10 protein-coding genes are annotated in these 11,941 nt (G+C 63.5%); 3 read left to right on the top strand and 7 right to left on the bottom strand.

What is annotated here, in order from left to right; translation table 11 throughout:
• Nucleotides 1–130: 130 nt before the first annotated feature.
• The 3 genes from QYH69_RS16545 to QYH69_RS16555 form a co-directional block, all read right to left on the bottom strand.
• The gene (locus QYH69_RS16545; RefSeq protein WP_308832934.1) at nt 131–1,501 is read right to left on the bottom strand and encodes a sigma-54 dependent transcriptional regulator; all 1,371 of its coding nucleotides are present in this window, start codon (nt 1,499–1,501) and stop codon (nt 131–133) included.
• Nucleotides 1,486–2,970 (bottom strand): HAMP domain-containing sensor histidine kinase, encoded by a 1,485-nt coding sequence (locus QYH69_RS16550; protein ID WP_308832935.1) that lies wholly within the window; start codon nt 2,968–2,970, stop codon nt 1,486–1,488. The genes QYH69_RS16545 and QYH69_RS16550 overlap by 16 nt, the downstream gene beginning before the upstream one ends.
• Before the next feature lie 180 nt (nt 2,971–3,150).
• Nucleotides 3,151–3,447, bottom strand: a complete 297-nt coding sequence (locus QYH69_RS16555; protein WP_308832936.1) for a hypothetical protein — start codon at nt 3,445–3,447, stop codon at nt 3,151–3,153.
• Between the two features lie 148 nt (nt 3,448–3,595).
• Here QYH69_RS16555 and QYH69_RS16560 point away from each other — a divergent pair, with 148 nt between their 5' ends.
• Nucleotides 3,596–4,774, top strand: coding sequence for a porin (locus QYH69_RS16560; RefSeq protein WP_308832937.1), 1,179 nt, complete (start codon nt 3,596–3,598; stop codon nt 4,772–4,774).
• Between the two features lie 157 nt (nt 4,775–4,931).
• Here QYH69_RS16560 and QYH69_RS16565 read toward each other — a convergent pair whose 3' ends face one another.
• Nucleotides 4,932–7,334 carry a PAS domain S-box protein gene (locus QYH69_RS16565; RefSeq protein ID WP_374992429.1) on the bottom strand — a complete coding sequence of 801 codons (2,403 nt, stop codon included), beginning with the start codon at nt 7,332–7,334 and terminating at the stop codon, nt 4,932–4,934.
• A gap of 299 nt (nt 7,335–7,633) precedes the next feature.
• Between QYH69_RS16565 and QYH69_RS16570 the strand changes: the two genes are divergently transcribed.
• Together QYH69_RS16570 and QYH69_RS16575 are read left to right on the top strand one after the other, a co-directional pair.
• Entirely contained in the window at nt 7,634–8,356 is a 723-nt protein-coding gene (locus tag QYH69_RS16570) for a hypothetical protein (RefSeq protein WP_308832938.1), read from the top strand.
• 212 nt (nt 8,357–8,568) lie between these two features.
• Nucleotides 8,569–9,168, top strand: a complete 600-nt coding sequence (locus tag QYH69_RS16575; RefSeq protein WP_308832939.1) for a hemerythrin domain-containing protein — start codon at nt 8,569–8,571, stop codon at nt 9,166–9,168.
• Nucleotides 9,169–9,282: 114 nt separating this feature from the next.
• Here the strand turns inward: QYH69_RS16575 and QYH69_RS16580 are convergent, their stop codons facing one another.
• From QYH69_RS16580 to QYH69_RS16590, 3 genes are read right to left on the bottom strand one after another with little or no spacing between them, the layout of a single operon-like run.
• The gene (locus QYH69_RS16580) at nt 9,283–10,641 is read right to left on the bottom strand and encodes a cytochrome c (protein ID WP_308832940.1); all 1,359 of its coding nucleotides are present in this window, start codon (nt 10,639–10,641) and stop codon (nt 9,283–9,285) included.
• Nucleotides 10,638–11,612, bottom strand: a complete 975-nt coding sequence (locus QYH69_RS16585) for a cytochrome c oxidase assembly protein (RefSeq protein WP_308832941.1) — start codon at nt 11,610–11,612, stop codon at nt 10,638–10,640. The genes QYH69_RS16580 and QYH69_RS16585 overlap by 4 nt, the downstream gene beginning before the upstream one ends.
• Nucleotides 11,609–11,938: a hypothetical protein gene (locus tag QYH69_RS16590; RefSeq protein WP_308832942.1), complete on the bottom strand. Its 330-nt coding sequence runs from the start codon at nt 11,936–11,938 to the stop codon at nt 11,609–11,611. The genes QYH69_RS16585 and QYH69_RS16590 overlap by 4 nt, the downstream gene beginning before the upstream one ends.
• Nucleotides 11,939–11,941: the final 3 nt, after the last annotated feature.

An 11,941-nucleotide genomic window follows, 5' to 3' on the forward strand; every position in this document is an offset into this window, starting at 1 on the left:
TAGCGACGAGTGATCTGCAAGGGCTATGCCATTCGAGAAAAGCCGACGGCTCGGCGCGTTGTGCGTTAAAGGCGCGCCGATCTGTCAAGAAACCGGACAGCGCCTGTCCGTTTCCTTGACGGTGCCGGGCTTAGGCCGAAGCCTCGGACATGCCAAGCGCCGCCATGCGCGTATAGAGCGACTGCCGGCTGATACCGAGCCGGCGCGCTGCCTCGGCGCGGTTGCCGCCCGCTGCCGAGAGCGCATGAACGATCAGCGCACGCTCGAGTTGCGCAATCGCTTGCGGCAGAGGCAGTTCGAGCAGTGTCGGCGGAATCGCGTCATCCCCGCGGTCTGCCGCCGCCGTCAGAAACGCGAAGTCTTCGCGCGTCAGCACCTGCCCGGGCGCAAGCGCACTCGCCCGTTCGATCGCATTGGCAAGTTCGCGCACATTGCCTGGCCATGTAAAGGTCGCGAGCAGGCGCTGCGCATCGGCCGAAAGATGTTTGCGCGCGACGTCGGACGATGCACCCGCGAGGAAGTGCTCGGCAAGCGGGAGGATATCGGCCACGCGCTCGCGCAGCGGCGGCATTCGCAACGGGATCACGTCGAGACGAAACAGCAGGTCCTGGCGGAAGGTGCCCGCCTCGACCATCGAAGCGAGATCGCGATGCGTGGCGGCGACCACGCGCACATCGACCGTAACGACCCGGTTCGTTCCAAGCGGCGTGACTTGCCGCTCCTGCAGCACGCGCAGAAGCTTGGCTTGCATGGGAAGCGGCATATCGCCGACTTCATCGAGAAAGAGCGTGCCGCCATGCGCTTCTTCGACTCGCCCTCGCCGGTCACCCTGTGCGCCGGTGAACGCGCCCTTGCCGTGTCCGAAGAGTTCGCTTTCGAGCAGCTCGTGCGGAATGGCCGCACAGTTGACCGCGACGAAAGGACCGCTCGCGCGCGCCGACGCGCGATGCAGCACGCGTGCCGCGATCTCCTTGCCGGTGCCTGTTTCGCCGGTGATGAGCACCGTCGAATTCGTACCCGCCGCGCGGCCGAGGCGCTTCTGCACTTCACGCATGGCCTCGCTGACGCCGAGCAGTTGCGGCTCCCGCATGCTGACCTCGTCGGCGAACACGCGCGCGACCGGCGTGCCGACCTGCGCCGATAGAATGCGCCGGAGCAGCGCCGCGATTTCGTCCCGCCCGACGGGCTTGGTCAGATGCTCGAAAGCGCCGAGCCGCATTGCGCCGATGGTGTTGTCGCTGGTCGCGTGCGCGGTCAGCATCACGACCGGCACGGTCTGCAGCCCCGGCGTCGTGCGCAGCGTCTTCAACACGGCGAGGCCGTCCGCGCGAGGCAAGCGGAAGTCGAGGAAGATACAGTCGGGCGCCGAACGCGCGCGCAACTGCTCGAACGCTTCCTCGCCCGACGTCGCTTCGATCGGCGAGTGGCCGAGGTCTTGCACGGTCTCCGCAAGGCCTTCGCGAAAAGCATCGTCGTCGTCGATGATCAGGATGGTCGCCATGGCAAGTCGATCACAAAGCGCGTCACATTCGAGTCTTCCGCGAGATAAGCACGGCCGCCATGCGCCGACGCAGTTTCGCGCACGACGGCAAGACCTAGGCCCGATCCGTCGGGGCGGCCCGTCACGAACGGCTCGAAGATCCGCTCCCGCTCAGCCGGGCTCACGCCGGGACCATTATCGACGACTTCGAGCCTGAGCCGTTCGCCCTCCTGCGCCGCCGCGCCATACGCGCGAACCGTCACGGTTCCGCCTGACGGCGCGTGCCTCAGCGCGTTCACGAGAAGGTTGTCGAGCGCGCGCGCCAGCTGGGCCGGATCGAACACTGGCTGCGTCGGCTTCTGCGCGACCTCCACGCGAAGCGCGACGTGCCTCGATTCCGCGCGCGATTCATGCGTGTGAACGATATTGTCGAGCCATACGCGAAGATCGACCTCGCGCGCGCGGACCGTCACTGATTGCGTCAGCGCAAGCAGGCTCGTCACCTGCAACTCGATGCGGCCCACCTGCTCGATGATCGTTCTCAACGCGGCTTCGCGGCGTGCGCTGTCGCCCGCTAGCGCGTTTTCGGCCTTCAGTCGTATCGCGCCCGCCGGATTGCGAATTTCATGGGCGATTTGCGCGGCCATCTTCCCGAGTGTGCTGAACCGCTCTGCCTGTGCGAGTTGCCGGTTCAGTACATCGGCATCGCGCTTGAGCCGCTCTGCGCGTTCGCCATAACGATTGAGCGCATCGACGATCGGGTCCAGATCGCGCTCGCCGACGCGCTCGAGCCGCTTGCCCTGCTCGAATGCACCGTTAGGCGCGAGCGCCGTCTCGAGCAGCGCGAGATTCTGTCTCCATTGTTTGAGCGTCAGCGCAAGAAACAGCGCGAGCACGACGATGACGGCAAGCACGCCCGCAAGTATGGCCGTCGCGCGCTCGCCGTACGGTCCGAGCGGAGGGCGTGCGCGCGTGAGCGTCCATGCGAGCAGGTTCTCGTGACGCGGCACGGGGCAGGCCACCGCGAGCACGGCGTCCGTTCCGCTCGACACGATATCGGCCTGTAACTGGCCGGTACTCGATGCGCCTTTGAGCGCACGCAGGATAAGCGGCATCTCGGCTTCGGGAATGTCGCGCTTGACGCCGCTGCCGCCATAGGTCGGAAACGCGTAAGCGATAAAGCCGTGCGACGCATTCGAAGGCGGCTCGCCGGTCCAGAAGCCGCCTTCAATGCCGTCGGTCTGGACCAGCACGAGATCGAGCACTGCATGCATCAGGTCGACGTTGGTTTCGCCGGGGCGTTGCATCGACAGGTCATAGCGCGACGCGACCGCCGTGCAAGCGGCGACGGCCTGCTGCTTTGCCGCAACGACGCGCTCGCTTAGCGCCGATGACAACATGAGCCATACCGCGACACTGAGCAGGCCGCACAGCGCAGCAATCAGAGTCCAGAGCGTGAGAAGCTGAGTGGAAAACGACGGTCTCGGCATAAGAGATCACGAGCGAGCGCAAGTGGCGGAATGGGCAGCAAATTCTCTGCCACGCATCATACGGCCGAATTGAGCGAGCATCGCCGTCGCGGCGCGCTTTCCCTGCCCTCACATTCACGATTTACATTCAAGTCTGATTTGAACAGATATCCTATATCACAAATTATGAATAAATTAATTTCAACGCCCGAGTGCATTTGTGTCAAATTTGCCTTTCAAATTGTTGATAAGGTTTTCATGAATAGTTAATATGGCGCAACGATGCGAGCCCCGGTCCGCATCATCAGCAAAAGAGGAGACATCCGGACAGTCAAAACATTGCGTGCCCAGACGTTTATTCCGGGCAATTGCATTGCGCCGCTCTGCTGTGTATTGGAGCGAAGTTATTAATGTCAAAAGAAGTGGCAGCAGCGTGATGCAACGGCCAATCGCGGTTTCCCAGCGGCCACGAGCTGGGTGACTGTCAAACGTGTTCAATTGATCCGCCTCCCGGTTCGAACATGGCAAATCGTTCGACTGCAAGGAAGCGCCCTCGTCATTTCGTCATTATCCGATTTTCCGGAATTTCTAATTTAATACGATATTTTTAGACCAGCTCATACGTACTTTTAAATCAGATTCGCAAATGAGAAAATCCATCATCTTTGCTGCGCTGTCGAGCGCTCTGGCTACGGCCGCACATGCACAAAGCAGCGTTTCATTGTATGGCCTCGTCGATGCCGGCATCACTTATACGAACAACGTAAAGGGCCACGCGAACTGGCAGGAAACAAGTGGTTCAGTCAACTCGAGCCGGTGGGGTCTGCGCGGCAACGAGGATCTCGGCGACGGCTTGAGGGCCATCTTCACATTGGAGGGAGGCTTCAGCACGAACAACGGCACGCTAGGCCAGGGCGGACGCGAATTCGGCCGACAGGCGTTTGTCGGTCTCGCGAGTAAAGACTATGGCACCGTAACGTTCGGCCGGCAATACGACATCATGGTCGACTACGTCGAACCGCTTGGGCTGGCAGGCCAGCAATATGGCGGTACTTTTAGCGCTCATCCGTTCGATAACGACAACCTGGACAACACGTTCCGCCTGAACAACTCGGTCAAGTATGAAAGCCCGACCTTCGGCGGCTTGAAGTTCGGAGCGGTCTACGCCTTCTCGAATACCGCAGGCCAATTCTCGAACAATCGTGCCTACAGCGCCGGCGCGTCGTACAAATACAAGGGGCTTACGCTTGCGGCCGCTTACCTGCAACTGAATAAAGACCTGTCGGGTGCGACTCCTGCCGCAGCGCTTGCCAGCGTCAACAGTGCCGGCGCGGTGACCGGCGACAACACGCTGCTGGCAGGCCGCCAACAAACGTGGGGGGCCGGCGTGAACTACGCGATCGGTCCTGCCGCGGCGGGCTTCGTGTACTCCCAGACCAACCTTACTCAAGGCTTTGGCGTCAATCCGGCCACGGCCGGTCAGACCATATCGTTCGGTGGCAATAGCGCTCACTTCCAGAACTTCGAATTGAACGGCCATTATTCAGTGACGCGCGCGTTGAGCATCGCAAGCGGTTATACGTACACGCAGGCGAATTTCGGCTCGGGATCCGAACCCAAGTGGGGGCAATTGAACATGCAGATTGCCTATTACCTGTCAAAACTGACCACGGTCTACCTCGAAGGCGAATACCAGCATGTGATGAACCGCCAAGGCCTGAATGGCCAGCTCATTGGAGCAATGATCAACAACACGTCCAGTGGCGGTGCGTCGTCGACGAGCAACCAGGTGGTCGTGACGGCGGGCATGCGTCTTCGCTTTTAACGGGGCTTGGCCGCGCCGCGGTAGCGAGATGTCGCTGCAGCGGCGCGATTCAGTTCATGTGACGGCCGCATACCCGCAAATCGGCGTCGACCGATTGGGCCACAGGTCTGCGCTTCGCGCCGGGCGCTGCCGCGCGCATGCGCCGGCCGTCATCGCTTCACGCGTCTCTTTTGGGGTCCGTCCGGCCATGCATTGCCGCTATCAGGCTATGCAGCTGTGCGGCACTGAAGGGCTTGCGCAGCGATGCGCATTGGAACCCCGTCTCGCGAGGATCGGGAGCATCGCCGCCGGAGGCGAACACTATTCTGATATCCGGATGGCGTGCGAGCGCCTCTCTCGCGAAATCGACGCCCGACTGGCCGGGCAGCACGATATCCGTCAAAAGCACGTCCGGCCGGTTCATTGCGAGCATCGGCATCGCCTCTTCAGCGCTGCCCGCCTGTTGCACGTCATAGCCGAAGCTCATCAGCAATTCACTGACCGCCTCACGCGCCGTAGCGTCGTCGTCCACGATCAGAACCGTTAGCCCCGCCGGCGCATGAGCCGCGCCCGACTGCGCCGGCCCGGCCGACGATCCGGCCAGCGCAGGACTCGCGTCCTTCGCGCGAGCAGGACCTAGCAACCGGCGGATCTTCGATGCCAGTTGCTCCCGGCTATAAGGCTTGCTCAACAGGTGTACGCCCGGATCCAGACGGCCGCCGTGGACAATCGCGTTCTGCGTATAGCCCGAGGTGAAAAGAACCTTGAGGTGCGGCAGCATGCGCGTCGCAAGTTTCGCGAGTTCGGTGCTGCGCATCGTGCCGGGCATCACGACATCGGTGAACAACAGGTCGATTTGCGCGCCGCTTTGCACGATCGCCAGCGCGCTTTGCGCGTCGTTTGCCTTCAGCACCGCATAGCCGAGCTGCTTGAGCGTTTCGACTACGGTCGCCTGCACGCGCCGGTCGTCCTCGACCACCAGTATGGTTTCGGACCCGCCCGTGAGCACGACCGGCGGCAACGGGTCCAGTTCGGCCACACGCTCCATCGAGCGAGGCAGGTAGATCTTCACGATCGTTCCATGCCCGGGCTCGCTGTAAATCCTGATGTGGCCGCCGCTCTGCTTGATAAAGCCGTACGCCATGCTCAGGCCCAGTCCCGTGCCTTGCCCTTCCGGCTTGGTCGTAAAGAAGGGCTCGAATGCGCGCTCGAGTACGTCGGCGGGCATGCCGGTCCCGGTGTCGGCGATCGCCAGCAGCACGTATTGGCCCTCGCGGACGTCCGCGTCGAGCGCCTTGTAGTGATCGTCGAGCATGGCGTTCGACAGTTCGAGCGTCAGTTTGCCGCCTTCCGGCATGGCGTCGCGGGCGTTGATCGCCAGATTCAGGACGACATTCTCGAGGTGATTCGGGTCCACCAGCGTGTTCCACAGACCGCCCGCGACGACCGTTTCGACGTGAATGATCTCGCCCAGCGCGCGCCTGAGCAGATCGTCCATGCCGCGCAGCATGACGGCCAGATTCACGACGATCGGCTGCAACGCCTGGCGCCGCCCGAACGCGAGCAGTTGCGACGCAAGGTTTGCCCCGTGCTCGACCGCTTCGATCGCCTTGCCGAGACGCTCTTTCGTCCAGACGTCGCGGCCGTGCCGCCCTTCGAGCAGTTCGAGGTTACCGCGCAACACCTGCAGCACATTGTTGAAATCGTGCGCGACGCCGCCGGTCAGTTTGCCGAGCGCCTCCATCTTCTGCGACTGAAGCAGCGCGGCACGCGCCTTTTCGAGTTCTTCGTGGGCCGTCTTGCGCTCCGTGACATCGCGCGTGATCTTGGCGAAACCGATCAGCTGCCCCTCTTCGTCGCGGATTGCATCGATGACGACGTTGGCCCAGAACCGGCTGCCGTCTTTCCTGACGCGCCAGCCCTCGGTTTCGAAACGCCCTTCGGCCGCGGCCGTCGCGAGGCTGCGAGCGGGCAGACCTTCGGCCGCATCCTCCGCCGTATAGAACCGGCTGAAATGTGCTCCGATAATTTCGCCCGCTTCATATCCTTTGATGCGCGCGGCGCCAAGATTCCAGTTGGTTACGTACCCTTCGGGCGACAGCATGAAGATCGAGTAATCGGTGACCCCCTCGACCAGCAGCCTGAAGCGGCGTTCGCTGTCGGCGACCGCTTCATAGGCGAGGCGCTTGTCCGTCGTGTCGCGTACGATCTTGCCGAAGCCGCTGAAGGTGCCGTCCGGCGCGTAAAGCGCCGTGATGAGCACACTCGCCCAGAACCGGCTGCCGTCTTTTCTGACGCGCCAGCCCTCCGTGTCGTATTGCCCGTGCTTGCGCGCGGTGTCCAGCACCATTTCAGGAACGCCGTCGCAGCGATCCTCCGGCGTGTAGAACACGGAAAAATGCCGGCCGATGATTTCGTCAGCCTCGTAACCTTTGATGCGCATGGCGCCCGGGTTCCAGCTAGCCACTTCCCCTGTTTCGGTAAGCCGGAAAATCGCGTATTCGGACACGCGTGTGACCAGGGACCGTAGCCATAAAAAATCGACTTCCTCGTGCTGCTCGCCGTCCATCAGATCTCTCATTCAGATTTGCGCGAATACATTGCGTGCTGTTTCGTTCGCGCGTTTGTCTTCCAATGCGCTGAGCGTGCCCGCGCGCACGCGGTCTGTCGGCCGACAGAACGTGGCTTAGGCGGGACCCGTTCGTGGCATCGACGGTACCACAATCGTACACGGGCGCAAGTTCTCAGGTCCCCGCTTAAAAGACCGGTATTCGCCTTTCCGAAGCGGCGGCAAGCCATGGTGGAATGCGGATTGCGCTTCGATAAAGGCGGGCAAGGCCTGCGCAATTGTTAGTCATGCAATCCGATTGGAGGCATCTCATGCGACTTCTAGTAACCCAGGACGGACTACCGCGCGTTTCATGGGGCGCGGTATTCACAGGCGTTGTCATCTCGCTCGTCGTTTATCTCGTGATGAGCGTGCTCGGCACGGCAATCGGTGCTTCGCTTCTCAATCCTCTGTCTCGACCCGATCCGGCGCGGGCTTTCGGTTTCGGCTCGGGCGTCTGGCTGATCGTGACGACCGTCGTTTCGGTCTTCGCCGGCGCCTACTTCGCCGGCCGCTGCGCGCCGGTGCTGGGCTGGATGCATGGGCTGCTGGCATGGGCCGTGATGATCCTCTTCGTTGTCTTCGGCATGGCGTCGGTAATCGGCGGCGCGATCGGCGTCGCCGGCAACGTCGCGTCGGCCGGGGCAACGGCCGGCGCGGCGGCGGGTCAGTCGAAGGCCGGTAACGAGGCAATCGACAACCTCACGCAGCAGGCGCGCAGCGCCATCGCGTCGGTCACTGAAGCAGCCTCCAGTCCGCAGGCGCAAGCCGATGCGCGACAGGTCGCCGATTCCGCGGCGCGCACCGTTGCTCGTGCGAGCTGGTTTTCGGTGGCCGGATTGTTCGTGGGCGCGGTCATCGCACTCGGGGCGGGCGCACTCGGTTTCAGGCACCAGCCGACGGTCGAACGGGGCACGAAGACCGGGCCGGGATATGCCGGAGGCGTTCCGCTCGCTGACGGTCCCGCCGGCGACATGGGACGGCGCGTGCGCTAGCCGCGAGGCTTGATCCGCGGCTTCGGCAACGCGGAGGACGTGTGAAGCGGCCTCCGCGCTTCGCTTGCGAATGGACGGCCGCCGGAGAAGCCGCGGTGCCTGCCGGCGCTCGCGGAAGATGCCGTCCGACGTGGGAACGTCGGATGCTCGGTCGTTAGCGCCCGCTGCGCGTAACCCTGGAGCGGGCTCCCACAAGACCGCAAGAGAAAGCCATGACCGACTTCAGTTCAGCCTCGCCGACGATCACATCGATGATCCGGATGGATCATACGCATGTGCTATGTGCGTTTCACCGCTATCGCCTGTCGAGCCCGTGGTGGCGCAAACGCGCCATCGTGGGCTCGGTCTGCACGGCACTCGAAATTCACGCACAGCTCGAAGAAGAAATTTTCTATCCCGCAGTGGCACGGATCGCTCCCGACAACGATGCCGTCAAAAAGAGCGAACCCGAACATGACGAAATGCGCGAGATTATTGCGCAGCTACGTTCGATGGGGCCGGAAAATGCGGCCTACGACGGGCTCTTCATGCAGCTGATGCGCGTCACGATTCATCATGTCGCCGACGAAGAAACCGTGCTGATTCCAATCGCCGAACGGTCGCTGAAGAACGAACTGTCGTCGCTGGGCGCCGCGATGACGCGACGGCGCATGCAATTGCTCGGCGAGCGTCCGGTCGACGTGGCCGTTCACACGGCAGGCACGTTTCCGGTTGCAACAGCGGTGCTGGCGGGCCTTGCCATTTTCAGCGTGAGCGGCCTGTTCGGCGGACCGTCTGCACGGCGGCGCGCGCGAAGCCGCAACTACGCGTAGCGTCTCGCGGTACGGCGCGTACTTTAATGTCGGCTCACCACCAAAGTGAGCGTCGCACCGTCTGCGCTATTGCGTGCGAAGCGTGCGAGGTTCCTGTTCGGCATTTTCGTCCCGCTATTTATGCAAAAGCTGGCGTAACGAACTGACGTCGTTGGCCGTAATCGGCTGCGCGTTATTGCCCCACGCGCCGCGAATATACGTCAACGCCTGCGCGATCTGCACGTCCGCAAGGGTGTCGGCATAGCGCGGCATCTGCTGGCGCGGCGGGCCCGTCAAGGTCGACGGGCTATTACCGCCTTCGACGAGCAGCCGGATTAGCGACGTCGTGTTTTCCGCCAGCACCGACGGATTGCCGGCCAGCGCCGGGAATACGTTCGGCACACCTTTACCGTCGTCGCGATGGCAACGCGCGCAGAACGACTGGTAGACGTTGTAGCCCGCGGAAAGCGAATCCGGCACGCGGTTGCCGTTTTGCGGCGAGCGGGCGACCTCCGCATGCTGTGTATAGGTACCGTACGGCTGCCGCGCGGGCAACGATTTCAGGTAACGCGCGATGGCGGCGAGATCGTCGTCGGTCAGATACTGCGAACTGTCCTCGATCTGCTCGACCATGCTGCCGTACGCGGCAATGCCGGCGCCATGTCCGGTCTTCAGAAACGCTGCAATGTCCTGCGCGGACAGGCGTCCCAAACCCGCACCCGCATCGCCGGTCAGATTCGGCGCGAACCAGTGGTCGTTCACGCCGCCCACCAGATAGCTCGACGACGACTCGTCGTAGCCGCGTTCCTGATAGGCGGCGCCGCGCGGCGTATGGCATGCGCCGCAATGGCCGAGCGACTGCACGAGATACGCGCCGCGGTTCCATTGCGCATCGCGGTCCGCGCGCGGCTCATACACGCCGCGAGGAATGAAAATCCATTGCCAGAAACGCAGCGCCCAGCGCTGGTTGAACGGAAAGGCGACGTCGGACGGCGGCGAGGGCTTGGCCACCGGCGCCACGCCATGCATGAAATACGCGTAAAGCGCGTGCATGTCGTCATCGCGAATTTTGGTAAACGACGCGTAAGGCATCGCCGGGTATAGCCGTTTGCCGTCCTTCGCGACGCCTTCGCGCAACGCGCGTGCGAACTCGGCGTAGGTGTACCGGCCAATGCCGAAGCGCGGGTCCGGCGTGATGTTCGTCGAGACGATGGTGCCGAACGGCGAGCCCATGCCCAGCCCGCCCGCGTACGGCGCACCGCGCTGCGCCGCCGTGTGGCATCCGGCGCAATCGGCCGCCTTCGCCAGATACTCGCCGCGCGCCAGCGTTTGTGCATCGGCGCCTCCGACCGCCGGCGCACTGGGCGCATGCGCTGCCGAATCGCCCGTTTGCGCCGGGCCCGGCGCCGGAGCGCCGGTTATCGCGGCGGCGACCGTCCATACTGCCGCTAGCGTCGCCGTGCGTGTCGCACCGTTGAACCGAGGCAGCTTCATCGCGGCGTGTCCCGTGGAACGATCGCGGCTCGCCCCGGCGCAAACTGCGGCGACGACTGGCAGCTGAGCCAGCGCGCCGCGATTGCCAGGCCGCCGATCAGGTAAGCGGCCGCGCCCGGCACCCACATGATGAGTCCGCCCAGTTGCTGGTCGTGCAGCGGATCGATGCCGAGCGTGCTGCACGGTTCGACGTAGTACGGATACCAGAGCCCCGGCGCGAGCGTAATCAAGGCGCCGAGCGCCGTCGTATGCACCATGGTCGTGAAGACCGACAGCATCGCGTGCCCGCCCGACTGCCGCCGTGCGCCGTCGCCGAATACGGTCCACCAGAAGACGAGCGCCGTCAGCAGAAAACTCGAGTGCTGCAGCGAATGGACGAACGGATGCACGAGCGCCGCTTCGAATGCCGCCGGTGCATGCCACGCCCACAGGGCAACCGCGTGCAGCCACCAGCCGGTCAGCGGTGCGGTCAGAAAGCGCCAGCTTGCGGCGACGCCGCGCGCGCGGATACGATGGCCGACCCATAGGCGCCATTCGTGCGGCAACGCCCAGATCCATACTGCGAGCGGTCGGCCCAGCACCAGTAACGGCGCGGCAATCAGCATCATCGTTTCATGCTGAACCATATGCGCGGAGAAAAGCCACGCGCTCAAGGTGTCGAGCGGCGAGAACAAGGCAAGTGCGAGGGCGCATGAACCGCCCGCGAACGCCGCCGCGTGTCGCGCGCGCAGCACGCGGCCGCGCGAGCCGCTTCTGCGCCTCAGCCGCAGATAGCCTGCCGCATACGCAGCGATGCTCGCCGCCATCAACGCGACGGGCCACGGCGCGAAACTCCAGCCGAACGTCGGCGCCGCGCGCTCGGCGTCGGTCAGCACGTGAGCGTGTGCAAGCGGCGCCGCAGCAAGAAGTGCAACAAGCGCAACAAGCGCCAGGAGCGCCGGGAGCGCGATCGATGTCGAGCGTGTTTTCATTGGCAAGGCGACAGCAACCATTGCGGGAAATACATCGCGAGCTGGATCACCGCGCACAGCGCCGCGACGATCGTCGCCATCAGCGACAGAAAGGCAGGCCGCGCGGCGCGCGGCACGTAGCTCGCGTCGAACGGTTGCCACGACGCACGCCAGTTGCCGTACGCGAGCAGCGCCGCAGCGACCGAAAATACGAACGCGCTCACGCTCACGGCATGCAGCATGGCCATCGTGTGATAGCGGCAGGCGGCCTGCAGCAGCGCATAATTCGCGCTTTGCGCGCCGAGCACGATGACGGGAGCAACGAGCAATCCGAGCCAGATTCTCATGTC

This window comes from Paraburkholderia sp. SARCC-3016 (assembly GCF_031119615.1).
GTDB lineage: Bacteria > Pseudomonadota > Gammaproteobacteria > Burkholderiales > Burkholderiaceae > Paraburkholderia.

Coding starts and splice junctions, on each gene's coding strand:
- QYH69_RS16545 (WP_308832934.1), bottom strand. CDS start 1,501: ATGGCGACCATCCTGATCATCGACGACGACGATGCTTTTCGCGAAGGC.
- QYH69_RS16550 (WP_308832935.1), bottom strand. CDS start 2,970: ATGCCGAGACCGTCGTTTTCCACTCAGCTTCTCACGCTCTGGACTCTG.
- QYH69_RS16560 (WP_308832937.1), top strand. CDS start 3,596: ATGAGAAAATCCATCATCTTTGCTGCGCTGTCGAGCGCTCTGGCTACG.
- QYH69_RS16565 (WP_374992429.1), bottom strand. CDS start 7,334: ATGAGAGATCTGATGGACGGCGAGCAGCACGAGGAAGTCGATTTTTTA.
- QYH69_RS16570 (WP_308832938.1), top strand. CDS start 7,634: ATGCGACTTCTAGTAACCCAGGACGGACTACCGCGCGTTTCATGGGGC.
- QYH69_RS16575 (WP_308832939.1), top strand. CDS start 8,569: ATGACCGACTTCAGTTCAGCCTCGCCGACGATCACATCGATGATCCGG.
- QYH69_RS16580 (WP_308832940.1), bottom strand. CDS start 10,641: ATGAAGCTGCCTCGGTTCAACGGTGCGACACGCACGGCGACGCTAGCG.
- QYH69_RS16585 (WP_308832941.1), bottom strand. CDS start 11,612: ATGAAAACACGCTCGACATCGATCGCGCTCCCGGCGCTCCTGGCGCTT.
- QYH69_RS16590 (WP_308832942.1), bottom strand. CDS start 11,938: ATGAGAATCTGGCTCGGATTGCTCGTTGCTCCCGTCATCGTGCTCGGC.